This is a genomic window from Streptomyces silvae (assembly GCF_016745505.1).
Taxonomy (GTDB): Bacteria; Actinomycetota; Actinomycetes; order Streptomycetales; family Streptomycetaceae; genus Streptomyces; species Streptomyces silvae.
Genome location: NZ_JAERUC010000149.1, coordinates 17,286 through 38,721, shown reverse-complemented (window position 1 = coordinate 38,721; position 21,436 = coordinate 17,286). Strand labels below are relative to the sequence as shown.

General features: G+C 71.4%; 17 protein-coding genes. 3 read left to right on the top strand and 14 right to left on the bottom strand.

The features are described from left to right. Positions 1-16 precede the first annotated feature (16 nt). The 10 genes from JKV81_RS23495 to JKV81_RS23450 all read right to left on the bottom strand — a co-directional run bounded on the left by JKV81_RS23495 (position 17) and on the right by JKV81_RS23450 (position 14,093). A complete protein-coding gene (locus JKV81_RS23495) occupies positions 17-745 on the bottom strand; it encodes a class I SAM-dependent methyltransferase (RefSeq protein ID WP_147985827.1) in 729 nt (242 codons plus the stop codon). A 61-nt stretch (positions 746-806) separates the two neighbouring features. Further along, positions 807-1,889: an NADH:flavin oxidoreductase/NADH oxidase gene (locus JKV81_RS23490; RefSeq protein WP_202077635.1), complete on the bottom strand. Its 1,083-nt coding sequence runs from the start codon at positions 1,887-1,889 to the stop codon at positions 807-809. Positions 1,890-2,035: 146 nt separating this feature from the next. Further along, positions 2,036-2,431, bottom strand: a complete 396-nt coding sequence (locus tag JKV81_RS23485; protein ID WP_202077633.1) for a hypothetical protein — start codon at positions 2,429-2,431, stop codon at positions 2,036-2,038. A gap of 27 nt (positions 2,432-2,458) precedes the next feature. Further along, positions 2,459-5,674, bottom strand: a complete 3,216-nt coding sequence (locus JKV81_RS23480) for a glycosyl hydrolase 115 family protein (protein ID WP_236057505.1) — start codon at positions 5,672-5,674, stop codon at positions 2,459-2,461. A gap of 71 nt (positions 5,675-5,745) precedes the next feature. Continuing rightward, positions 5,746-7,281, bottom strand: a complete 1,536-nt coding sequence (locus JKV81_RS23475; RefSeq protein WP_129260833.1) for a sodium:solute symporter family protein — start codon at positions 7,279-7,281, stop codon at positions 5,746-5,748. Between the two features lie 29 nt (positions 7,282-7,310). Further along, positions 7,311-8,414 (bottom strand): endo-1,4-beta-xylanase, encoded by a 1,104-nt coding sequence (locus tag JKV81_RS23470; protein ID WP_202077631.1) that lies wholly within the window; start codon positions 8,412-8,414, stop codon positions 7,311-7,313. Positions 8,415-8,555: 141 nt separating this feature from the next. Beyond that, entirely contained in the window at positions 8,556-10,958 is a 2,403-nt protein-coding gene (locus JKV81_RS23465; protein ID WP_202077629.1) for a beta-xylosidase/alpha-l-arabinosidase, read from the bottom strand. 51 nt (positions 10,959-11,009) lie between these two features. Further along, complete coding sequence (locus tag JKV81_RS23460; protein ID WP_202077627.1) at positions 11,010-11,909, bottom strand: carbohydrate ABC transporter permease; 900 nt, start codon at positions 11,907-11,909, stop codon at positions 11,010-11,012. 4 nt (positions 11,910-11,913) lie between these two features. Continuing rightward, positions 11,914-12,843 (bottom strand): carbohydrate ABC transporter permease, encoded by a 930-nt coding sequence (locus tag JKV81_RS23455; RefSeq protein WP_099171914.1) that lies wholly within the window; start codon positions 12,841-12,843, stop codon positions 11,914-11,916. Between the two features lie 2 nt (positions 12,844-12,845). Beyond that, the gene (locus JKV81_RS23450; RefSeq protein WP_202077696.1) at positions 12,846-14,093 is read right to left on the bottom strand and encodes an extracellular solute-binding protein; all 1,248 of its coding nucleotides are present in this window, start codon (positions 14,091-14,093) and stop codon (positions 12,846-12,848) included. Positions 14,094-14,308: 215 nt separating this feature from the next. On the opposite strand from JKV81_RS23450, the gene JKV81_RS23445 reads away from it, so the two are divergent. The 3 genes from JKV81_RS23445 to JKV81_RS23435 all read left to right on the top strand — a co-directional run bounded on the left by JKV81_RS23445 (position 14,309) and on the right by JKV81_RS23435 (position 17,110). Beyond that, positions 14,309-15,367 carry a LacI family DNA-binding transcriptional regulator gene (locus JKV81_RS23445; protein WP_164992656.1) on the top strand — a complete coding sequence of 353 codons (1,059 nt, stop codon included), beginning with the start codon at positions 14,309-14,311 and terminating at the stop codon, positions 15,365-15,367. Positions 15,368-15,377: 10 nt separating this feature from the next. Next, positions 15,378-15,902: a GNAT family N-acetyltransferase gene (locus JKV81_RS23440; protein WP_202077625.1), complete on the top strand. Its 525-nt coding sequence runs from the start codon at positions 15,378-15,380 to the stop codon at positions 15,900-15,902. Between the two features lie 122 nt (positions 15,903-16,024). Further along, on the top strand, positions 16,025-17,110 hold the full coding sequence (locus tag JKV81_RS23435) for a WD40/YVTN/BNR-like repeat-containing protein (protein WP_202077623.1): 1,086 nt from the start codon (positions 16,025-16,027) through the stop codon (positions 17,108-17,110). A gap of 42 nt (positions 17,111-17,152) precedes the next feature. Here the strand turns inward: JKV81_RS23435 and JKV81_RS23430 are convergent, their stop codons facing one another. The 4 genes from JKV81_RS23430 to JKV81_RS23415 all read right to left on the bottom strand — a co-directional run bounded on the left by JKV81_RS23430 (position 17,153) and on the right by JKV81_RS23415 (position 21,236). Then, positions 17,153-17,569 carry a universal stress protein gene (locus JKV81_RS23430; RefSeq protein WP_124278464.1) on the bottom strand — a complete coding sequence of 139 codons (417 nt, stop codon included), beginning with the start codon at positions 17,567-17,569 and terminating at the stop codon, positions 17,153-17,155. A gap of 1 nt (position 17,570) precedes the next feature. Beyond that, entirely contained in the window at positions 17,571-19,064 is a 1,494-nt protein-coding gene (locus JKV81_RS23425) for an APC family permease (RefSeq protein WP_202077621.1), read from the bottom strand. 119 nt (positions 19,065-19,183) lie between these two features. Next, positions 19,184-20,404, bottom strand: coding sequence for a saccharopine dehydrogenase family protein (locus JKV81_RS23420; RefSeq protein WP_129260840.1), 1,221 nt, complete (start codon positions 20,402-20,404; stop codon positions 19,184-19,186). A gap of 154 nt (positions 20,405-20,558) precedes the next feature. Further along, a complete protein-coding gene (locus JKV81_RS23415) occupies positions 20,559-21,236 on the bottom strand; it encodes a uracil-DNA glycosylase (protein ID WP_129260841.1) in 678 nt (225 codons plus the stop codon). Positions 21,237-21,436 lie beyond the last annotated feature (200 nt).

Genomic DNA, 21,436 nt, shown 5'->3' with positions numbered 1-21,436 from the left:
GAGAGCCGTCGTAGTTTTATCCACGAGCCGCCGTCACGAGGCGGACACGCGGGCTGCCGTCCGGCCGCCTGCCGAACTCCTCCAGGGGCAGCAGCCGCACGGTGAATCCGGTCCGTACGAGGTCGTCCACCACACCGGCGAGCGGGAACGTGCGGTAGTACATGACGAACGGGGGGCGCCACAGGGCGTTGCGCGCCCGCATGGCCAGGTCGAAGCCGAGCAGTGACCAGTAGGCCCGGGAGCCCACCGCCGGGGGCGCGCCCACCGGGAAGACGAACAGTCCGCCCGGCCGGAGCGCCGCGTACACCTGGTCGAACAGCCCGGGGCGTTCCTCCGGCAGGAAGTGGCCGAACGCCCCGAAGCTCAGGGCCAGGTCGAAGGCCCGCTCGAACGGCAGCGCCAGGGCGTCGGCCCGGACCCAGTCCACCGCCGGGCCCCCGGTGGTGCCGGCGTACGCCTCCCGGGCGACGTCGAGCATCCCGGCGCTGAAGTCGACCCCGGTGACCCGCTCCCGGCAGAGCCCCCGCAGCACACCGACGCCCGCTCCGGTGCCGCAGCAGACGTCCAGGCCCCGGTCGAACGGCCCGAGGGGCCGCACCGCGTCGGCGACGGCTTCGAGCACCCGGTCCGGGGTCCGGTAGGGCGTCAGGTCGAACTTCGGGGCGAGCAGGTCGTATCCCCGCATGGTCGAGGAGAGCGCCTGTACGGCCAGCTCGCGCAGCGTGGGGCCCTGGGGAGTGAACATCGCCGCTCAGCGTACCCAGTTCGAGGTGGCCGTGATCCCGGACGCGCCTGCGTGCCCGCTGTCAGACGGAGCGGTGGTACTGGTCCGGGACATGCGGTTCCGCGCCGAGTTCGCGCGCGGCGTGCCGGGCCCACGACGGGTTACGGAGCAGCTCCCGGCCGAGCAGGATCGCGTCGGCCTCGCCGTTCTCCAGGATCTTCTCGGCCTGCTGCGGCTCGGTGATCATGCCGACGGCGGCGACGGGCAGGGTGGTGCCGGTCTTGACACGGGCCGCGAAGGGGACCTGGTAGCCGGGCCCGACGGGGATGCGGACGCCTGCGGCGTTGCCGCCGGTGGAGGTGTCGAGGAGGTCGACACCATGGGCCTCGAGGTCGGTGGCGAAGCGGACGGTGTCGTCGGCGGTCCAGCCCTCGCCGTCCTCGAGCCAGTCGGTGGCGGAGATGCGGAAGAACAGGGGCAGCTCGTCGGGCCACACGGCCCGCACGGCGTCGACGACCTGGAGGGCGAAGCGGGTGCGGTTCTCGTACGAGCCGCCGTACTCGTCGGTGCGCCTGTTGGAGTGCGGGGAAAGGAACTCGCCGATCAGGTAGCCGTGGGCGCCGTGGATCTCCACGATCTGGAAGCCTGCGTCCAGGGAGCGGCGGGCGGCGTCGGCGAACTGCCGGACGACATTCTGGATGTCGTCGACGGTCAGCTCGGTCGGCACGGGGTGGTGCTCGTCGAACGCGATCGCGCTCGGCGCGACGGGCTGCCACCCGTGCGCCTCCGGGCCGACCGGAGCGCCGCCCTTCCAGGGCTGCCCGGTGGAGGCCTTGCGCCCGGCGTGGGCGATCTGGATCGCCGGAACGGTGTTCTGGCTCTTCAGGAAGGTGGTGATGCGGCGGAACGCCTCGACCTGGGTGTCGTTCCAGATGCCGAGGTCCTGCGGGGAGATACGGCCCTCGGGGCTCACCCCCGTCGCCTCGACGATGACGAGGCCGGCCCCGCCGGCCGCGCGGGCGGCGTAGTGCTGGAAGTGCCAGTCCGTCGGGGCGCCGGCCAGCGGGCCGTCGGGAGCGGCGCTGTACTGGCACATCGGGGCCATCCAGACGCGGTTGGGAACGGTCAGCGACCGCAGGGCGTAGGGCTCGAACAGTGCACTCACAGGAGGCTCCGATTCCTCGGGACACGACGGACGGCACGACGGCCCGGGCGCGCCGGGCCGTCGCTTGGTACGAGATTCACCGTACTACGAGATTCACCGTACTACGGCGATTGTCGAAATACCATGCGGCCCGTACGACGCCCCGCTCAGCTCTCCGGCCGCAGCCGGCGCCGGAGGCGGATGGCGGCGTCCGCCCCGTACATCTGGCTCCAGCTGCGCCCTCCTCCCGACACCCAGGTCACCTGGACGTTCGCCCCGTCCGTCCTGACGGCCTCGACCGTCATCAGCCGGTCCCCGTCCCGTACGTCACCGCGTCGCAGCTCGCGTGCCTCGACGGTGACGGGCTCCCCCGTGCCCGCGTGCTCCGCCTCGGTGGCCGCCGCGACGAGCGCCGCGGCCAGTTCCCTGGCCGCGGCCGGCGAGCAGGACCAGGAGGAGGCGCCCTCGATCCGGATCCCGACCTGGAGAGGCCCCTCCGGCGGCCCGGGGGCCACCTCCAGCGCCGTGCCGCGCCCCTCGCTGTCCCGGATCTCGATGCTCATCCCTGCCGCCTCCTCGTCCCGCTCCGGTCAGCTCAGCCGGAGACTCTCCGGCGGACCCAGGTAGCTGGGCCTGAGGCCGCCTGTGTCCACCACGAGGTTCTGGAGTACCACGGTCGGGTCGACCATCCAGAATCGGAGCACATGGGCGCCGGTCCGGCCGATGTGGTGCGTGGTCGCGGTGCGGTTCACGTTGTCGGACGTGTTGCGGGCCCACTGCGTGTTCATGGTGCCGTCGTCGGAGCCGGTGACCTCGGTGATGTTGACGGACTGCGGGGCGTCGTCGTCGAAGGAGACGGCGTACGTCAGTCCGTCGGCGGCCAGCGCGTTGTTGCGGGGTGAGAGATACGCCCAGACGGTCACCGGACCGGTGGTGAAGAGGCTGACCCGGTACTCCAGCCGCGGCCCGGCGCCGCCCGGGGTCTGCCGGGCCGCGGTCACCGGGAAGGGTTCCATGCCCGATCCGGTGCGTCCGATGCCGGGGATGCGGCGCCAGGAGATCCCGCCGCGGCCGACCGCCCGGTGGAAGTGGTCGGCCTCGATCGAGACGTATCCGTTGGCCTCGACGAACCCCTTGAGCTGCGACCGCTCCAGCCGGGGCCGGTCGACCACGGCGCGGACGACGACCTCGCTGCCTCCGGGGCCGGACACGGTGACGGGTACCCGGGTGACACCCTTCGGGGCCCGGGACCAGTCGACGCGGAAGGTGACCCGGGTCTGGGCGTCCACCCGGCCCCGCGTCCGGTCGGCGATCAGCCAGGAGGCGCCCGTACGGATACGGAAGTCGAACGGCACGGTGCCCCGGTTGAACACCTCGACGTACTGCGCGGGCTGGCTCTGGTACGGGCTGAAGACGGGCAGGACCGGCTCCGTGCCGCTGCTGCCGGACGCCGGCCACCAGTCGGGCGAGCCGTCGACGGCCACGCCCATCTCGGCCCTGCGCGGGAGTTCGATGCGCCGGACGGCGGGGAAGATCTCGTCCGCGAGGGCCACGTTGTCCAGCTCGGGCTGCTGCCAGGGGGCGTTGGGACCGTAGCGGTCCACATCGCCGTAACCGATGTGCGGCTGGCTCTGGAACCCCTCCCACTTGCCGTCGGCCACCTCGGTGTCGAAGCGCCGCGCCAGGGCGAAGTCCTCGGCCAGCCCTGCCTCGGCCGTGGCGGCCAGCTGGTTGGTCAGCGCCCGGCCCTGGGGCGCGTAGTGCAGGTTGGTGAACTCCGCCTCGCGCAGGGCGTACAGATTGGCGGTCGCCCGGACCGCGTAGCCGACAAGCTCGTACCAGGCGTCCTGGGCGGACGCGGGCAGGCCCCGCCGGACGCGTTCGGCCGCGGCGTCCAGGCGCTGCCAGTCCTCGGTGACCCGCTCCAGCTCGCGGTAGTCGACGATGCTGAAGGGCGTGGCCCGGTCGTCGTACACGATGGCGGAGGAGTCCGTCGCCGGGTCCTTGGCCGGGTCGAGGGTGATCTTCCGGTTGAGCAGCTCGGGCTTGCGCCGGGACTGCAGCCGGGCGTACGTGCGGAGGATCTCGGCGATCTCCTCGGCCCGGCGCTCGCCGAAGTTCTGGGCGGCGTAGCGCTCCTCCCACTCCGGGAGGGCGTCCAGGGGCCAGCGGTCGGGGTCCCAGGCGTACTCCAGGAAGAACTGGGTGGGCAGTTCGTTGCCCTTGAGGTCGCCCACGTTGGTGACCCAGAGGCCGTGGTTGCCGTAGGCGGCACTCTGGTGGAGCTGGTCCCACATGTTGGGGAGCGAGGTGGTGTCGACCCACTTGTAGTTCCGCCCCACGCCGACGTAGTCGAAGTGGTAGTAGAGGCCGTAACCGCCGCCGCGCGGGTCGTTCTTCAGGTCCGGCAGCTTGCGGACGTTGGCCCAGTTGTCGTCGGTGAGGACGACGGTGATGTCGTCCGGGACCCGCAGCCCGCGGTCCCAGTAGTGCTGGACCTCCTTGTAGAGGGTCCACACCTGGGGGACCCCGTCCTCCGAGCCGAGCTCCTCGGCGAGGATCTCGCGCTGGGTGGCGATGATCTCCGTCATCAGCTCGATGCCGTCGCCGTCCGGCAGGCTGACGTCGCCGTTGCCGCGCATGCCGAGGGTGACCACGCCCTCGAAGTCCTCCCGCTTCATGCGGCGGACGCCCTCCCGCCAGTAGGCCTTGATGGCCTCGGCGTTGCGGCGGAACGACCACTCGCCGGTGCCGCCGTACGGGTCGTGGCCCGGCTGGGTGATGTTTCCGGCGCTGTCGCGGACCGCGGCGACCGCGTGCCGGTTCCACTCCTCGATGCCCCGCATCATGGGCGCCTCGTGCGAGGTGCCCATGACGACCCCGTAGGCCTTCGCGGTGGCGTGGTTCTCCGGGTCGTCCTCGGCGAAGGCACGGCCCCAGACCGCTGGCCAGAGGTAGTTGGCCTTCAGCCGCAGCATCACCTCGAAGATCCTGGCGTAGAAGGCGGCGTTGAACCCGCCCTCGAAGCCGGGTGCCTTGCCGGGGCCGAAGAAGGCGGGTGCCCAGGTGCCGAGCGCCGGGTTCTCGTCGTTGATGAAGAATCCGCGGTACTTCACGGCGGGGGTGCCCTGGCTGTGCCGGCCGGGCAGGACGTACAGCGCGTCGCGGTGGACGGGGGCGACGTCGTCCCACCAGTACCAGGGCGAGACCCCGATGCCCCGGGAGACGTCGTACGCCCCGAAGATCGTGCCGCGCTGGTCGCTGCCGACGATGACGAAGGCGCGGTCCACGCCGGGCAGCGGCTTCTCGACCACCGCCTGCAGGCTGGTCTCCCACCTGCCCACGATGTCCGCGGCCTTGAGCCGGCCCGCGGCGATCAGGCCGTCGATCAGCGGGCTGAGGCCGATGGTGCCGACGAGGACGATCTCGCGGCCACGGGGTGCGGCGTTCCGGGAGAGCGCGGGACGCACGCCGGTGACGCGCTCGATGTCGTCCTGGAGGTCGCCGGCCACCCGGACGACTCCGTCGTGGTCCTTGTCGCTGACCACGATCGGGGCCGCCTTGCCCGCCCTGACCAGCGGGAAGGCGCCCGAGCGAGGCGTGAAGGAGATGTACGCGCCGGGGTCGGTGGGCCGGACCGCCGGGGAGTGGCCCGGGCCGGCGGGGGTCGCCGCGGCCTCACCCGTCAGCCCCATCAGTGATCCGAGCGGCGTCGCCGCCAGCGCCGTGATGCCGAGGCCGGCCCCGAGGACGGCTCTGCGGCTGGTGCGCTTGTCCATGTCGCTCCCCATTTTGTTCACACGCATGACAAATTGAGTGGGCGTGAGCCCTTGGCAGAGGTGCGGTGCGGGCACCGCGGAGGAGAAGCCCCGGTCAGTCAGTCGGTGACGCCGGGTGCGGCGGCCGGCCGCGGGGCCGCAGGGGCCGGTTCGCCGTCCCCGTCCGGGGCGGGCGAGAGCGCGGCGACGATCGCGTCGGCGGTGTCGTCGGGCTCCGGGCTGATCAGGCCGACGACGATGTACACCACCAGCGAGGTGACGAGCGGGGTGACGATCACGAGCGTCTGGTCCGTGCTGTCGAGCACGAACTTCACCAGGAGGTAGCCGAGCAGGCCCAGCGCCCAGGAGGACAGCGCCGCCCGGGGCCCGGACCGGCGGAAGGCGGGCAGCAGTCCGAGCAGCATCGGGATGGATATGGGGCCCATCACGGCCGCGACCAGCCCGACGATGATGCCCAGCACTCCGCCGAAGTGGTCCGCCTCGATCGCCACGATCATGCTGACGCTGATGAAGACGACGGTGCACACCCGGGCGACGAGCAGCCCGGTGGCCGGGGACAGCTCACGGGCGCGGCGTACGACGGCGGGGATGATGTCCCGGGTGACGACCGCGGAGACCGCGTTGGCGTCGGAGGAGGCCATCGCCATGGTGTGGGAGAACATCCCGGCCAGCGTCAGCCCGACGAGCCCCGCGGGCAGGTACGACTCCGCCATCAGCGCGTAGACCTTCTCCGGGTCCGCGATGCCCGGCAGCAGCACGGCCGCGGCGACGGGCGGGAAGAGCAGGACGGCCGGCCAGATCACGTACAGCAGGGCGGAAAGCCCGGCCGAACGGCGGGCGGCCTTCGGGGAGTCCGTGGCCATGTAGCGCTGGGCCAGGTTCCACATGCCGCCGTTGTACTCGAAGAGCTTCACGACGACGTACGCGCCGAGGAAGGTCGCGGTGTACGGACCGACCAGCGGCTGTCCGTGCCCCTCGGGCAGCTTGTCCCAGATGGTGCCCAGGCCCGCGAGGCCGTCGCCGAGCCGGTCCAGGACGACCCAGAGCATGGCGAGCGCGGCGGCTCCCTGGATGATGAACTGCCCGAAGTCCGTGAGCGCGTCGGCCCAGAGGCCGCCCACCGTGCAGTAGAGCAGGGTGACGATGCCGGTGATCAGGATGCCGGTGGTCATCGACATGCCGGTGAACACGTTGAGCAGGACGGCGACGGAGGCCCATTTCGCGGCCACGTCGAACACCTTGAGCAGCGCGCCGCTCCAGGCGAGCGCCTGCTGGGTGGGCACGTCGTAACGCTTGGCGAGGTACTCCAGGGGCGAGGCGACGGCGTAGCGCTTCCTGAGCCGTTGCCAGCGCGGGGCGAACAGCCAGGCGCCGACGGCGGTGCCGAAGGCCAGCGGCAGGAACGCCCAGACGTAGACGGTGATGCCGTAGCTGTAGGCGATGGCGGCGTACGCGACGAACACGGCGGCGCTGTACCCGGACATGTGGTGGGAGATGCCGGAGAGCCACCAGGGCATCCGGCCGCCTCCGGTGAAGTAGTCGCTCACGTTGCCGATGCGGCGGTGCGACCAGAGGCCGATGAGCAGCATCACCAGGAAGTAGCCGCCCAGGGCGGCCCAGTCGAGCGGGGCCATCAGAACTCCTTACCGGCAGGGGTGGGGGGTCAGCGCCGGCCCGCGGCGAGCGTCAGGGTCTGGCGCAGGGTGCTGTAGGCGGGCTTGGGGGCGTAGTTCTCGTCGAAGATGTTGGCCGCGCCCTCGCCCGGGAAGGTGTCCGGGACCCAGGAGTAGGTGTCGGTGAAGCCCCAGACGGTGAAGTCGTCGCAGCCCGGGGTGAGGAGGCAGCCGCGCAGCAGGACGCCGTACCCCTCGGCCTGGGCCTCGTACTCCGTGCTGTCGGCCGGCAGGGGGATCCGGACGTCGGCCTCGGTGATCGCGGTCCCGAGGCCGAGGCGGTCGAAGCGCAGCATGTTGTCGGCGATGTCGTGCGGGGCGCTGTACTGGACGGCCAGGTGGCCCTGGATGCCCACGCCGTGGACGGGCACGTGCTGCTTGCGCAGCGTGCCGACCAGTTCGTACAGGGCCGTGCTCTTCGCGTTGACGCCCTCGATGTTGTAGTCGTTGATGAACAGGCGCGCCTTGGGGTCCGCCTCATGGGCCCAGCGGAAGGCGTCCGCGATGTAGCCGGGGCCGAGCTTCCGCAGCCAGATGCTGTCCCGCAGTGTTCCGTCGTCGTCGAAGGCCTCGTTCACGACGTCCCACTGCCAGATCCTGCCCTTGAAGTGGGCGACCTGGTCGGTGATGTGACGGTGCAGGAGCTTCCGCAGCTCGGCGGGGGTGACGTCGTCCTCGTCCAGCCAGGCGGGCAGCTGGTTGTGCCAGACCAGGGTGTGGCCGCGGACCAGCTGCCCGTTCTTCTTCGCGAAGTCGACGAGCCGGTCGGCGGCGGCCCAGTCGTAGGTGCCGCGCTGCGGCTCGACCGCTTCCCACTTCATGACGTTCTCCGCGGTGACGGAGGAGAACTCCCCCGCGACCCTGGCCCGGTAGGGCGCGTCCTCGGCCAGGGCGGTGGTGTCGACGGCCGTACCGATGCGCACCCCGGCCTTGCGGCCGAGGTCGCCGAGGCTCTGCGGGGTGGCGCTGTGGTCCTTTCCGCCGTGCCGGGCGGTGTCGTTGCCGGCGGCGGAGGCGCCGGGGAGTGTGAACGCGGAGACCAGGAGCACGGCGGCCGCGGAGCCGACCGCGACCGCATGCATTGTCTTGAGCATGACAGGTGCCTTTCCGTAGGGGCGCGGGGACGTGAAGCCGGCGTCCGGGCGCGCGGGAGCCTTCGAAAGTTTCGACATCGTCCCCGCGCACCCCCGGAAGGGTGCGCGGGGCGGGCGCGCGGGGGCCGGGGCCCCCGCGCGTCACTGCTGTGCGATCAGCGCGTCGACCGAGGTGGCGCACACCAGGTGGCGCCGGTGATCGACGGTCCGCTCCGGCCCGGTGAGACGCAGCCGTACGGTGTGCTTGACGTCGGCCGCGTCACTGGAGGTGGCGAACCGCAGCTCCAGGTCGCCGGGTTCGACGATCCGCCGCCCGCCGGTCCCGGTGAAGGAGACCAGGTCGGGGTGGAACCGGAAACTGACCTTCCGGGACTCCCCCGCGGCCAGCGGCACCCGGGCGTAACCGATGAGCCGTGCCTCGGGGCGTGTGGTCTGGGCGACCGGGTCGTGGACGTACAGCTGGACCACCTCGGCCCCGTCCCGGTCACCGGTGTTGCGGACCGTCACCGCGAGATCGGTCTCGCCGTCGGTGGGGAGCTCCGCCGGCACCTCGGGTCCCGCCTCCCAGGCGAAGGAGGTGTACGACAGCCCGTGGCCGAACGGGTAGAGCGGGGTGGGGTCCAGATTGCTGACCCCGTTGACCCGGCCCAGCGGCGGCTGCAGATACGTCCACGGCTGGCCGCCGGGGTCCTTGGGCACGCCCAGGGGCAGGCGCCCGGACGGGTTGACCCGCCCCGAGAGGACACCGGCGAGCGCCGGGCCGCCCTCCTCGCCGGGGAAGAACGCCTGCACACAGCCGGCCAGCCGGTCGGCCCGCCCGCCGAGGGCGTACGTCCGTCCCGTCAGCAGCACCAGGACGACCGGGGTGCCGGTCGCCAGCAGCGCGTCCAGCAGCTCGCCCTGGAGACCGGGCAGCGCCAGGTCGGTCGCGTCGCAGCCCTCACCGGAGGTGCCGCGGCCGAAGAGTCCGGCCCGGTCGCCGAGCACGGCCACGCAGACGTCGGCCCCGGCTGCCAGGGCGGCGGCCTCCTCGATGCCGGAGGCGTCCGTACCGTCCACGTCGCAGCCCTGCGCATGGTCGACGCCCGCGCCGGGGAACTCCTCGCGGAGCGACTCCAGCACGGTCGGTACGTCGATGCCCATGGGCGACCCGGGGTGCTGGACCCCGACGTGGCTGGGGAAGGAGTAGCAGCCGAGCATGGCCAGCGGGTCGTCGGCGCGGGGCCCGACGACCGCGATCCGCCCGGTGCCGGCCAGCGGCAGGGCGCCCTCCGGGTTGGCCAGCAGGACGCAGGACCGCTCGGCGAGCAGCCGGGCCAGGGCGCGGTTCCGGGGCGGGTCGAGGTCCACCGTGCCGCGCGCCTGCTCCGGGTCCACGCCGCTGAGCACGGTGGGCAGGAGCGGCCGGTCCGGGTCGAGCAGGCCGAGCTCGCACTTCTGGAGCAGCACCCTGCGCAGGGCGCGGTCCACCAGCTCCTCGGCCACCAGTCCGTCCCGTACGGCGGCGACCAGCGCGTCCCCGTAGCTGCGCACGGTGGGCAGCTCCACGTCGACGCCCGCGGTGAGGGCGAGGCGGGCGGCGTCACCGCGGCCCTCGGCCACCCTGTGCAGGGTCTCCAGGAAGCCGATGCCGAAGTAGTCGGCGACGACCGTGCCGGCGAACCCCCAGGTGTCCCTGAGGAGTCCGGTGAGCAGGGCCGGGTCGGCGGCCGTCGGCACCCCGTCGATCTCGGCGTACGAGTGCATCACCGAGCGGGCGCCGCCCTCGCGGACCGCCATCTCGAACGGCGGCAGGATCACGTCGGCCATCTCCCGCGCGCCCGCCCGGACCGGGGCGAGGTTACGGGCGCCGGCCGAGGCGGAGTAGCCCGCGAAGTGCTTGAGGGTGGCGACGATCCCGGAGGACTCCAGGCCCCGGACGTACGCGGTGCCGATGGTCGCGACCAGGTAGGGGTCCTCGCCGATGGTCTCCTCGACCCGGCCCCAGCGCAGGTCCCGCACCACGTCCAGGACCGGCGCGAGGCCCTGGTGGACGCCGACCGACCGCATGTCGCTGCCGATCCGGTGCGCCATCTCGGCGACCAGCTCGGGGTCCCAGGCCGCGCCCCAGGCGAGCGGCACCGGGTAGGCGGTGGCGCCCCACGCGGTGAATCCGGCCAGGCACTCCTCGTGGGCGAGCGCCGGGATCCCGAAGCGGCTCGAACCGGCGATCCTGGCCTGGGCGGTGGCCAGCGACACGGCGCCGACGCCCGGGTCCACCGGGGCGGTGCCGAACGGCCGGGTGAGCTGGCCGAGTCCGCGGGTGGTGATCTCCTCGAAGTCGACCGGGTCGACCATGTCGTTCTGGTGCGGCGCGACTCCGTCGCCCTCCGCGTCGGCGCCCACCCAGATTCCGTACAGCTGGGCGGTCTTCTCCTCGATGGTCATCCGGGACGCCAGGTCGGCCACCCTCGCCTCGGGGCTGAGCGAGGGGTCGCGCCACGGGCCGTCGGCGGCGGGGGGCGGATCGGCCTGACGGGCCTGCGGGACGGGGTGGATTGCCATGGCGGCAGGGGTTCCTCTCATGAGTGCGGTGGTCCGGGCGGCGTGGGTGTCCTACTTGCCGCCCACCCCCATCAGTCCGTTGATCAGCGCCCGCCGGGCCACGAGGTACACGGCGAAGATGGGTATGACGGAGAGGACGATGGCCGCCAGTACCGCGGGGATGTTCACTCCGAACTGGCTCATGAAGTTGAACAGCCCGAGCGTCAGGACGCGTTGCTCCTCCGACTGGGTCAGGATCAGCGGGAACAGGAAGCCGTTCCACGCCTGCAGGGCGGAGAAGATCGCCACGGTGCTGATCCCGGCCTTGGAGAGCGGCACCGCCAGCTGCCACAGCATGCGGAACGGCGAGGCGCCGTCGAGGGCCATCGCCTCGTACATCTCCTCGGAGACGTCACGCATCGTGCCGCTGAGCACGAGGACCGCGACGGGCATCGCGAAGGCGGCCGTGGGCAGGATGATCGCCCACAGGGTGTCGTACAGCCCCATCTTGCCGATCATCAGGTACAGGGGCACGATCACTGCCTGCGCCGGGATCGCCACCCCGAGCAGGAACGTCCGGAAGGCGAGCGACGAGAGACGGCTGCGGGTACGCACCGCCACGTACGCCACCGGGACGGAGAGCACCAGCACGAGGGCGACCGTGGCCACCGCGACGATCGCGGTGTTGCCGATCAGCGAGAGGAACCCGCTGTCGAGCACGAAGCTGTAGTTGTCGAGCGTCGGGTCCGAGGGGATCGCCAGCGGGTCGCCGTTCAGCGCCTCGTCCTGGTGCATCAGCGACGCGGAGACCAGGGTGTAGAGCGGCACCAGGACGATGACGAGCCAGATCAGCGAGCCGACGCCGGCCACGGGGTTGCCCAGGGACCTGCGCCGGCGGACCGGGCGGCCGCGGCGCGGCGCGGTGGGCGCCGCGCGGTGCTGCGGCGCGGCGGGGCGGGTGTCGATAGACATCTCGTCACATACCTTCCCGGGTGGACCGCATGGTCCCGAAGCCGCTGAGGCGGACCATGATCAGCGAGATACTGGTGGCCACGACGACGAGAGCCGTGGCGATGGCCGCCGCGTAGCCGAGGTCGTACGTCTGGAAGCCGGTCCGGTACATCAGGTAGGGCAGGATCGTGGTGTCCGTGCCGGGGCCGCCCTTGGTCATGATGAGCACGGTGTCGAAGTACGTCAGCGAGCCGACGATCATCAGGATCGACGAGGTCGTCATCGTGTGGCGCAGCTGCGGCAGGGTGATGTGGAAGAACTGCCGGACCATGCCCGCGCCGTCGATGGAGGCGGCCTGATAGAGGACCTCCGGGATCTGCCGGGCGCCGCCCTGGTAGATCAGCGTGTGGAAGGGCATGAACTGCCAGCCGCCGACGAAGGCCACCACGAGCAGGGCGCCGGTGGACGACCCCATGACGTTGGGGTCGATGCCGAGCCAGGGCCCGATCGTCTGGATCACACCGAAGTTGGGGTCCAGCAGCGCGCGGAACAGCATCGCGATGGCGGTGGTGGAGAGCAGCAGCGGGATGAAGAAGATCGCGGACAGGAAGGCACGGCTGCGCTGGCGGCCGGCGGCCCATACGCCGAGGAGCAGGGCCACCGGGGTCTGGAAGACCCAGCTGATGGTGGTGAGCAGGAGGCTCAGCCAGGCTGCCTGGCCGAACTCGGAGTCCTTGAACAGCCGGGTCCAGTTGTCCAGGCCCGTGAAGGCCGGGGAGTCGAGCCCGTCCCACTCGCAGAAGGAGAGGTAGACGGCGATCGCCAGGGGGACGATCGCGAAGACGGCGAAGAAGAGGATGCCGGGGACGGCCCAGGCGACCGGGGGGCGGCCGACGTTGCCGACGGCCGCCTTCCTGTCTCCGTTGCTCTTCGCGACCGGAGTGTGGTGGGACATCGTTACTTTGCGGCCTTCATTGCTTCGACGAACTGCTCGGGGGTCGACTTGCCGGCGAACAGCTTGCTGATCTCCGTGAGCAGGGGCGTGGCGTACTGGGACTCGAGCGCCTGGTCCCACGAGAGGGTGAAGCTCGGGGCCTTCTGGACCATCTCGTACTGGTCGGTGGCGAACTCCGGGTTGGGTGAACCGCTCAGCATCGAGGCGGCGTTGGAGGTGGTGGGGACGTCACCGTTGTCGACGAGGGCCTGCGCGTACTCCTTGGACGCCATGGTCTTCAGGAAGGCGATCGCGGTGTCCTTGTGCTTGGTCCGGGCGTTGATGGACCAGTAGTTGGTGGGGTTGCCCACCACGTTCGCGGGGTCCCCCGCGCCGCCGGCCACCGTCGGGAAGCCGGTCCAGCCGAGGTCCTTCTTGGCGAACTCGGGGGCCTTGCCCAGCTGCGTCGAGTACTCCCACGAGCCCATCAGGTGCATCGCGGCCTTGCCCTTGCTGAGCAGGGTCGGCGCCGCTCCGCTGCCGTAGTCCACGGAGTTGAAGTTCTTGCCGAACGCGCCCTCGTCGATCAGCTCCTTGACGGTCTGCGCCGTCTTGAGCACCGCCGGGTCGCCCCACGCCTCGGTGTCGCCGTCCTGGATCTTCTTGAAGACCTCCGGGCCGCCGATTCGGTCCAGCAGGTACTCCATCCACATCAGTTCGGGCCACTTGTCGGAGCCGCCGAGGGCGAAGGGGGTGATCCCCGCGGCCTTGAAGGTCTTGATGGCCGCCTGGAGGTCCTCCCAGGTCTTGGGGGGCTCGATCTTGTGCTCGGCGAAGAGGGCCTTGTTGTAGAAGAGCATCACGGGCTGCATGCCGCGCATGGGCACCCCGTAGACCTTCCCTTCGAGACCGCCCGCCGTCATGATCGAGGGGAGGAAGCCGTCCTTGAGGGTGGCGTCGTTCTTGACCGTCGAGGTCAGGTCGACCAGGTCGTCGGAGTCGACGTACGGCTTGATCGAGCCGCCGCCCCAGTTGAAGAAGACGTCCGGAGCGCTGGGCGAACCCATGGCGCTGCGGAGCTTGTTCACGTAGTCGGAGCCGGGGACCGGAACCAGCTTCACCTTGACCTCGGAGGTCTTGTTGAACGTGTCGACCGCCGCCTGCTGGACCTTGACCGCGTCGTCCCCGTAGACGTAGGCGGTGATGGTCCCGCTGCCGCTCCCGCCGCCGCTGCCCGAGCCGCAGCCGGCCAGCAGGCCGGCCATGGCCATCGCCGCGCCCGCCGCGGCCCATCTCGTCGTACGTGTGCCCTGAGTGAATATCCCCGACCGCATGACCGCACCCTCTGTCGAATGTTTCGGCGTGGCTTTCGAATGTTGCCGGAACGGTACGGTCGTGTTTCGGACCCGTCAAGAGGGTAGGAGCAAGGATTTACGAACCTTGCCCGGACGCGGATATGGGGCCGCAGGGGAGCTACGATTCGTGCATGAGCCCTGCAAAGGTCCAGCCCCAACAGGCGAAGGCGTCCGTCGACGAGTCGTCGGAGAGCACCGCCACGCTGGCAGAGATCGCCCGAGCGGCCGGAGTTTCGGCTCCGACAGTTTCGAAAGTGCTGAACGGGCGCGCGGATGTCGCCCCGAGCACGCGTACGAAGGTGGAGGAGCTGTTGCTGCGGCACGGCTACCGCCGCAGGCGCGGCGCCTCCCAGCAGTCCCAGCTCATCGACCTGGTCTTCCACGAGCTGGACAGCGCCTGGGCGATGGAGGTCGTCCGGGGCGTCGAGAACGTCGCGAGGGAGGAGGGCCTGAGCCTGGTCCTCTCGGAGAGCGCCGGCCGGCTCACCCCGGGCCAGACGTGGGTGGACGGCGTTCTGGCCCGCCGCCCGGCCGGGGTGATCCTGGTGCTCTCGGACCTCGACGCGGGACAGCGCGCCCAGCTGACCAGCCGCTCCATCCCGTTCGTCGTCGTCGATCCGGCGGGCGACCCCGGTGACGACATCCCGTCGGTCGGGGCGGCCAACTGGCAGGGCGGCCTTGCCGCCACCCGTCATCTGACGGGCCTGGGCCACCGCCGGATCGGCATCATCGGCGGACCGGCCCGCATGATGTGCAGCCGCGCCAGGCTGGACGGTTACCGCGCCGCCCTGGAGACCTCGGGTGTGCCGATGGACCCCGCGCTCGTCCGGGAGGGCGAGTTCAACCACGAGGACGGCTACACGGCGGCCCTGGAGCTGCTGCGGCTGCCGGAGCCGCCCACCGCCATCTTCGCGGGCAACGACCTCCAGGCACTCGGCGTCTACGAGGCCGCGCGCGAGCTGGGGCTGCGGATCCCGGAGGACCTCAGTGTGGTCGGCTTCGACGACCTGCCGCTCACCCGCTGGATCGGCCCCCCGCTGACCACGGTGCGCCAGCCGCTCATCGAGATGGCCGAGACCGCGGCCCGCCTGGTCCTCGACCTGGGCCGGGGCAGGCAGCCCGCGACCACCCGGGTCGATCTGGCGACGAGCCTGGTGGTGCGCAGCAGCACGGCTCCGCCGGTGCGCTGAGGGGAGCCCCGTGACTCCCGAGGTGCGGACGGCCCGCCTCCTGCTGACCCCGTACACCCCGGGCGACGAGGAGTCGTTCGTCGCCCTGTTCCAGGATGTGCGGGTCTCCCGGTGGATGGGCGACGGCCCCTCCCCGGAGGCGGAGGACCGCGCCCTGTTCGGGCGGGTCTTCACCAAGGTGTACGCGCGTGGCCTCTTCGACGTGTGGGCGGTCCGTGAAGGCGGCAGGACGGTGGGGCACGCCGAGATCAAACCCACCCCGGAGTCCGGCGGGCACGAGATCGTCTACGCGCTCGCCCCGGACGTCTGGGGGCGCGGGCTCGGCACGGAGCTGGCCGGGGCGCTCGTCGCCGAGGGCTTCGGCCGGCTCGGACTGCGCGAGGTGTACGCCACGGTCGCGGCGGAGAACGGCGCGTCCCTGGCTCTGCTGGGGCGGATCGGTTTCCGGCATGTCCGGGACGTCGAGGAGGAGGACGGCAGCACGACCCGGCTGCTGGTCCGCGCCCGCGAGGGGACCGGAACCGACTCGCGGTGAGGGCCGTCCGCCCTGCACGGCAGCAGCGTTGACCTGCGACGTCATCGCGCCTCCCGGCCGCTGTCAGTGCCCGGGTGCAGACTTGGCCTCACCGGCACAACGGCGTTTCGGGAGGTCCTGGCATGTCCGAAGTACTGCTCACCGTAGGCACCCGCAAAGGGCTCTTCCTCGGCCGCAGACGCGGCGGGGCATGGGAGTTCGGCGATCCGCACTTCAACGCCCAGGCGATCTACTCGATCGCGATCGACACCCGGGGGAAGACGCCCCGGCTCCTCGTCGGCGGCGACAGCGCCCACTGGGGCCCTTCGGTCTTCCACTCCGACGACATGGGCGCCAGCTGGGTGGAGCCGAAGCAACCCGCCGTGAAGTTCCCGCAGTTCACCGATGCCTCGCTGGAGCGGGTCTGGCAGCTGCACCCCGCCGGCCCCGAGGCCCCCGACGTCGTCTACGCGGGCACCGAACCGGCCGCGCTGTTCCGTTCGGACGACCGCGGCGAGTCCTTCGAGCTGGTCCGCCCGCTCTGGGAGCACCCGACCCGGTCCCGGTGGGTGCCCGGCGGGGGCGGCGAGGGCCTGCACACCATCCTGACCGACCCCCGGGACGCCCGGGCGGTGACCGTCGCCGTGTCCACCGCGGGCGTGTTCCGCACCGAGGACGGCGGTGAGCGCTGGGCTCCCTCCAACCAGGGGGTGTCGGCCGTCTTCCTGCCGGACCCCGACCCCGAGTTCGGCCAGTGCGTGCACAAGGTCACCCGGGACGCGGTGGATCCGGACCGGCTGTACCTGCAGAACCACTGGGGCGTCTTCCGCAGCGACGACGGCGGGAGGCGCTGGAAGGACATCGGCGCCGGGCTGCCCTCGGACTTCGGCTTCGCGGCGGCCGCGCACCCGCACCGCGCGGACACGTTCTACGTCTTCCCGATCAACGCCGACGCCGACCGGGTCCCCGCCGGCCACCGCTGCCGGGTGTACCGCACCCGGGACGCGGGCGAGACGTGGGAGCCCCTCACCCGGGGCCTCCCGGACGGCGATCACTACGGCACGGTGCTGCGTGACGCCCTCTGCACGGACGACGCGGACCCCGCGGGCATCTACTTCGGCAACCGCAACGGCGAGGTGTACGCGAGCGCGGACGACGGCGACAGCTGGCGGCAGCTCGTCTCGCATCTGCCGGACGTCCTGTGCGTACGGGCGGCGGTGATCGGCTGACCGCCCGCCTCCGCCTACCAGGAGGCCCACTCGGTCATCGGCTCAGTTGTCGGTGGGCACGCAGAGCACCGGCACGGTCGACAGGTGCAGCAGCTTGTGCGGGGTGGAGCCCAGCAGCGCCCCCCGCATCGGGCTCTCGCCCCAGCTGCCCACCACGATGACGCGCGCCCCATGACGCGAGGCCGCCTCGATCAGGGCCTCCGCCGGCTTCAGGTCGATGACCTCGACCGTGGTCGGTACGCCCGCCTTCTCCGCCTCGGCGACCGCGTGCTCCAGCCCCGCACGCCCGGCCTGGCGGATGGCATCGTAGTGGGCGCGGTACTCCTCGCCGGTGGGGCCGGGCGGCGCCGCCCCGTAGACCAGCACGAGCTGCTCGCCGAACGCCCCGGCCACCTCGATCGCGGCCCGCAGGGCACGGGCGGCGCCCGGTGACTCGTCGTATCCGAGGACCACGGACATCTCAGCGCTCCTTGCCCGGTACGAGGCCGGGGTCGACCACGCCCCGTCGTTCGGCCCAGAAGGACGGCGACACGAACCTCAGCACCACCATGAGCACCACGCCGATCAGGGAGATGCAGATGCCGATGACGAGCGGGGGCCCGAGACCGAACCAGGAGGTGCCGCTGTAGGAGTTCGCCGGGTCGGACATATCCATGACCGACCGGACGAGCAGCCAGGTCAGGAGACCGGCTCCGACCACGGGGCCGAGGCCGATGAGGAGGAAGTTGCGCACGCTCTCGGTCAGATGGCGGCGGTAGTAGATCGCGCAGGCCACGCCGGTGAGCGCGTAGTAGAAGGCGATGAGCAGGGACAGGGCCGTCAGCGAGTCGAAGAGGGCGTTCTCGCTGATCTGGCTGACGACGAGATACCAGGCGATGGCGATGGCGGCCACCCACCACGTGCTCACGTCGGGGGTCCGGAAGCGCGGGCTGATATGGGCGAAGTGGGCGGGCAACGCCTTCCGCCGGGCCATGGACAGCGCGGTGCGCGACGCCGGGATGATGGTGGTCTGGGTGGAGGCGAGCGCCGACGTCGCGACCGCGAGCAGCACGATCCAGTCCCAGCTCCCCATGACGTCTCCGGCGAGCAGGGCGAAGATGAACTCTTCCTCCTCCGCGTTGTCGGCCAGGTAGGCCGGTCCGGCGAAGGCGACGACCGCGAAGCCGACGGACAGGTAGGTCACCAGCAGGAGGACGGTCGACCACACACCGGCCTTGCCGGGGGCGCTCGCGGAGTCCTCGACCTCCTCGGTGAGGTTGACCGCCGATTCCCAGCCCCAGTAGATGAACACGCCCAGCAGCAGGCCGCCCGTGAGCGCCGCACCGCCCTCCCCGAAGGGGTTGAGCCACTCGGCCGAGGGTCTGATGGAGTTGAAGGACGTCGTGCCCGCGTAGACGCGGTAGAGCGCGACGATCACGAACACCAGGAGGAAGGCGACCTGAGCCAGGATCAGGACGTTCTGCACCTTGGCCGAGAGTTCGGTCCCGATGACGCACAGCCCCGTCATCACGATGATGAGGAGCACGGTGAGCAGCTGGCGGACGAAGGTGTTGTCGGCCCAGCTGTCGAGGCCGACGGCGAGCAGGCCGAAGCTGACGGCGACATCGGCCAGCGATCCGACCACGAGCACACCGGTCATCGCGATGGCCCAGCCCCCGAGCCAGCCGGTCCAGGGGCCCATGGCGCGCGTCACCCAGGAGAACGTCGTCCCGCAGTCCTGGTCGACCTTGTTCAGGTAGTAGAAGGCCGACGCGATGAGGAGCATCGGCACGAAGGACGCGAAGAGCACGCCGGGCGCGTAGACGCCGACGAGCGCCACGATCGGGCCGATGACGGCCGCCACCGAGTAGGCCGGGGACGTGGCGTTCAGTCCGATGACCAGCGCGTCGACGAAACCGATCGCGTTCGGTTTCAAGCTTGCCGGCGGTGCTGATCCGGCGGTGTCCTCTGCCATGCTCCCTCACTCGGGTCACAGGCCTGAAGGGAAGGCGGAATATGTCGTTCCACATGTTATGGAGCCGTACCCGGGTCCGCATGTCAGGTGAGGCGTCCGCCAGGACCGCACCTCGGCGGTCACTCCTCGCGCATGCCCCACGGTGCGCCGTACTCGCCCAGCAGATCGAGGAACGGCCGGGGCGGCATGGCCTCGGGTCCCAGCACTCCGCTGCCGCCCCAGACGCCGTTCGCGACGAGTTCGAGAGCCGCGACGGGGTTGATCGCGGTCTGCCAGACCACGGCCTGTGAGCCGTACTCGCGCATCGACCACTGGTTGTCGACCACGTGGTAGAGGTAGACCTCCCTGGGCCGCCCGTCCTTGGTGCCCTTCACCCAGGTGCCCGCGCACGTCTTGCCGTGCATACGGTCGCCGAGACCGGCCGGATCGGGCAGACAGGCGGCGACCACGTCGCGGGGCGAGACCTTGACGGTGCCCGCGTCGCTCTTCACGGACACGGGGTCCGTCCGGTCGAGGCCCAGCGTGTGGAGGGCGCGGAGCACCCCGATGAACTCGTCGCCCAGGCCGTACTTGAACGTGACGCGGCGGGCCTTGATCCGGCGCGGGACGAGCAGCACCTCCTCGTGCTCGACGTTGACGCACTCGACGGGCCCGATGCCCTCGGGGAAGTCGAAGACCTCCGGCTCGCTGAAGGGGGCGGTGGTGAACCAGCCCCGGTCCTCCTCGTAGACGACCGGCGGGTTCAGGCACTCCTCGATGGTCGTCCAGATGCTGAAGGACGGGGCGAAGTCGTAGCCCTCCACCGTCAGGTCGGCGCCGTCACGGATCCCGATCTCCTCGATCTCGTCGAACAGTTCGTCGGAGGCGTACCGGGCGAACACGTCCGAGAGCCCGGGTTCCACGCCCATCCCGACCAGTGCGAGACGTCCGGAGGCCTCCCACTCGGCCGCCCGCTCGAACTGGGCGTCGCCGAGCTTGACCCCGCACTTCTCGTACGGGCGGGTCGGGTGCGGCTGCGACAGGGACATCGCCATGTCGAGGTAGTGCGCGCCGTGGGCGAGCGCCGCCTCGAACAGGGGCATCACGAAACGCGGGTCGGTGGCGTTGAGCAGGACGTCGCAGCGGTGCTCGGCGAGGGCCGCCCGCACCGCCGCCGGGTCCGAGGCGTCGAGCCGGGCCGCGCCGAAACGGGCCCCGCTCTCCCCGAGGGCCGCGACGGCGCTCTCCGCCCGGGCGAGGTCGCGGTCGGCGACCGCCATGTGCTCGAAGAAGGGCCGACGGGCCGCGATCCTGGTGATCGCCGTGCCCACGCCACCCGCGCCGACCAGGAGAACACGCATGGGACACCACTCCTCCGCCGCTGGACCGGACCGGCCTGGCCCGGCGGAGTGGGACGCTAACAGCCGCACCGCCCGGCGGCGGGCAGCCGCCCGCGTGGCGTCCCGCGTCCGGCCCATCGGGGCCGGCGGGCACCACCCGGCCGGTCCCCCGGCGTCAGGGCAGACGCCAGTCCACCGGCTGTTCCCCCGCGCGTTCGAGGAACTCGTTGGTACGGCTGAACGGGCGCGAGCCGAAGAAGCCGCGGTCCGCCGACATCGGGGAAGGGTGGGCCGACTCGATCGCGGGCAGGTCGCCGAGGAGCGGCCGCACGTTGCGCGCGTCGCGTCCCCACAGGACCGAGACCATGGGCTTGCCCCGCGCGGCCAGGGCGCGGATCGCCTGCTCGGTGACCTCTTCCCAGCCCTTGCCGCGGTGGGCGGCGGGTTTCCCGGGTGCCGTGGTCAGCGCCTTGTTGAGGAGGAGGACCCCCTGCCGCGTCCAGGGCGTCAGGTCCCCGTTGGAGGGCCGGGGATGACCGAGGTCGGAGTGCAGTTCCCGGAAGATGTTCTCCAGGCTGCCCGGCAGACGCCGTACGTCGGGCGCCACCGCGAAACTGAGCCCGATCGCCATGCCCGGTGTCGGGTAGGGGTCCTGGCCCACGATCAGGACCCGTACGTCGGCGAACGGCTGCTGGAAGGCGCGCAGCACGTTCTGTCCGGCCGGCAGATAGGTGCGGCCCGCGCCGATCTCCGCGCGGAGGAAGTCCCCCATCGCGGCGACCCGGCCGGCCACGGGGGCCAACGCCTCGGCCCAGCCGGGCTCCACAAGTTCACTCAAAGGTCGCGCTGCCACGCCCGTCACTCTACCGGCCTACAGGGCCCCGGGTGATCATGCGGTCTCCCACGGGACGGAGTGGAGCGGTAGGGTGCCGGTCGTCCTCCGTCCTCCACTCTTCCGGGGTCCCGCCATGAGGCGTTCAGGTGTTCGCCCACGGGCAGCCGTGCCCGTGGACTCCGGTGACGGGACCGGCCGGTGACCGGCAGGACGGGTGA

Coding starts and splice junctions, on each gene's coding strand:
- JKV81_RS23495 (WP_147985827.1), bottom strand. CDS start 745: ATGTTCACTCCCCAGGGCCCCACGCTGCGCGAGCTGGCCGTACAGGCG.
- JKV81_RS23485 (WP_202077633.1), bottom strand. CDS start 2,431: ATGAGCATCGAGATCCGGGACAGCGAGGGGCGCGGCACGGCGCTGGAG.
- JKV81_RS23480 (WP_236057505.1), bottom strand. CDS start 5,674: ATGCGTGTGAACAAAATGGGGAGCGACATGGACAAGCGCACCAGCCGC.
- JKV81_RS23475 (WP_129260833.1), bottom strand. CDS start 7,281: ATGGCCCCGCTCGACTGGGCCGCCCTGGGCGGCTACTTCCTGGTGATG.
- JKV81_RS23470 (WP_202077631.1), bottom strand. CDS start 8,414: ATGCTCAAGACAATGCATGCGGTCGCGGTCGGCTCCGCGGCCGCCGTG.
- JKV81_RS23465 (WP_202077629.1), bottom strand. CDS start 10,958: ATGGCAATCCACCCCGTCCCGCAGGCCCGTCAGGCCGATCCGCCCCCC.
- JKV81_RS23460 (WP_202077627.1), bottom strand. CDS start 11,909: ATGTCTATCGACACCCGCCCCGCCGCGCCGCAGCACCGCGCGGCGCCC.
- JKV81_RS23455 (WP_099171914.1), bottom strand. CDS start 12,843: ATGTCCCACCACACTCCGGTCGCGAAGAGCAACGGAGACAGGAAGGCG.
- JKV81_RS23450 (WP_202077696.1), bottom strand. CDS start 14,093: ATGGCCATGGCCGGCCTGCTGGCCGGCTGCGGCTCGGGCAGCGGCGGC.
- JKV81_RS23445 (WP_164992656.1), top strand. CDS start 14,309: ATGAGCCCTGCAAAGGTCCAGCCCCAACAGGCGAAGGCGTCCGTCGAC.
- JKV81_RS23435 (WP_202077623.1), top strand. CDS start 16,025: ATGTCCGAAGTACTGCTCACCGTAGGCACCCGCAAAGGGCTCTTCCTC.
- JKV81_RS23430 (WP_124278464.1), bottom strand. CDS start 17,569: ATGTCCGTGGTCCTCGGATACGACGAGTCACCGGGCGCCGCCCGTGCC.
- JKV81_RS23425 (WP_202077621.1), bottom strand. CDS start 19,064: ATGGCAGAGGACACCGCCGGATCAGCACCGCCGGCAAGCTTGAAACCG.
- JKV81_RS23420 (WP_129260840.1), bottom strand. CDS start 20,404: ATGCGTGTTCTCCTGGTCGGCGCGGGTGGCGTGGGCACGGCGATCACC.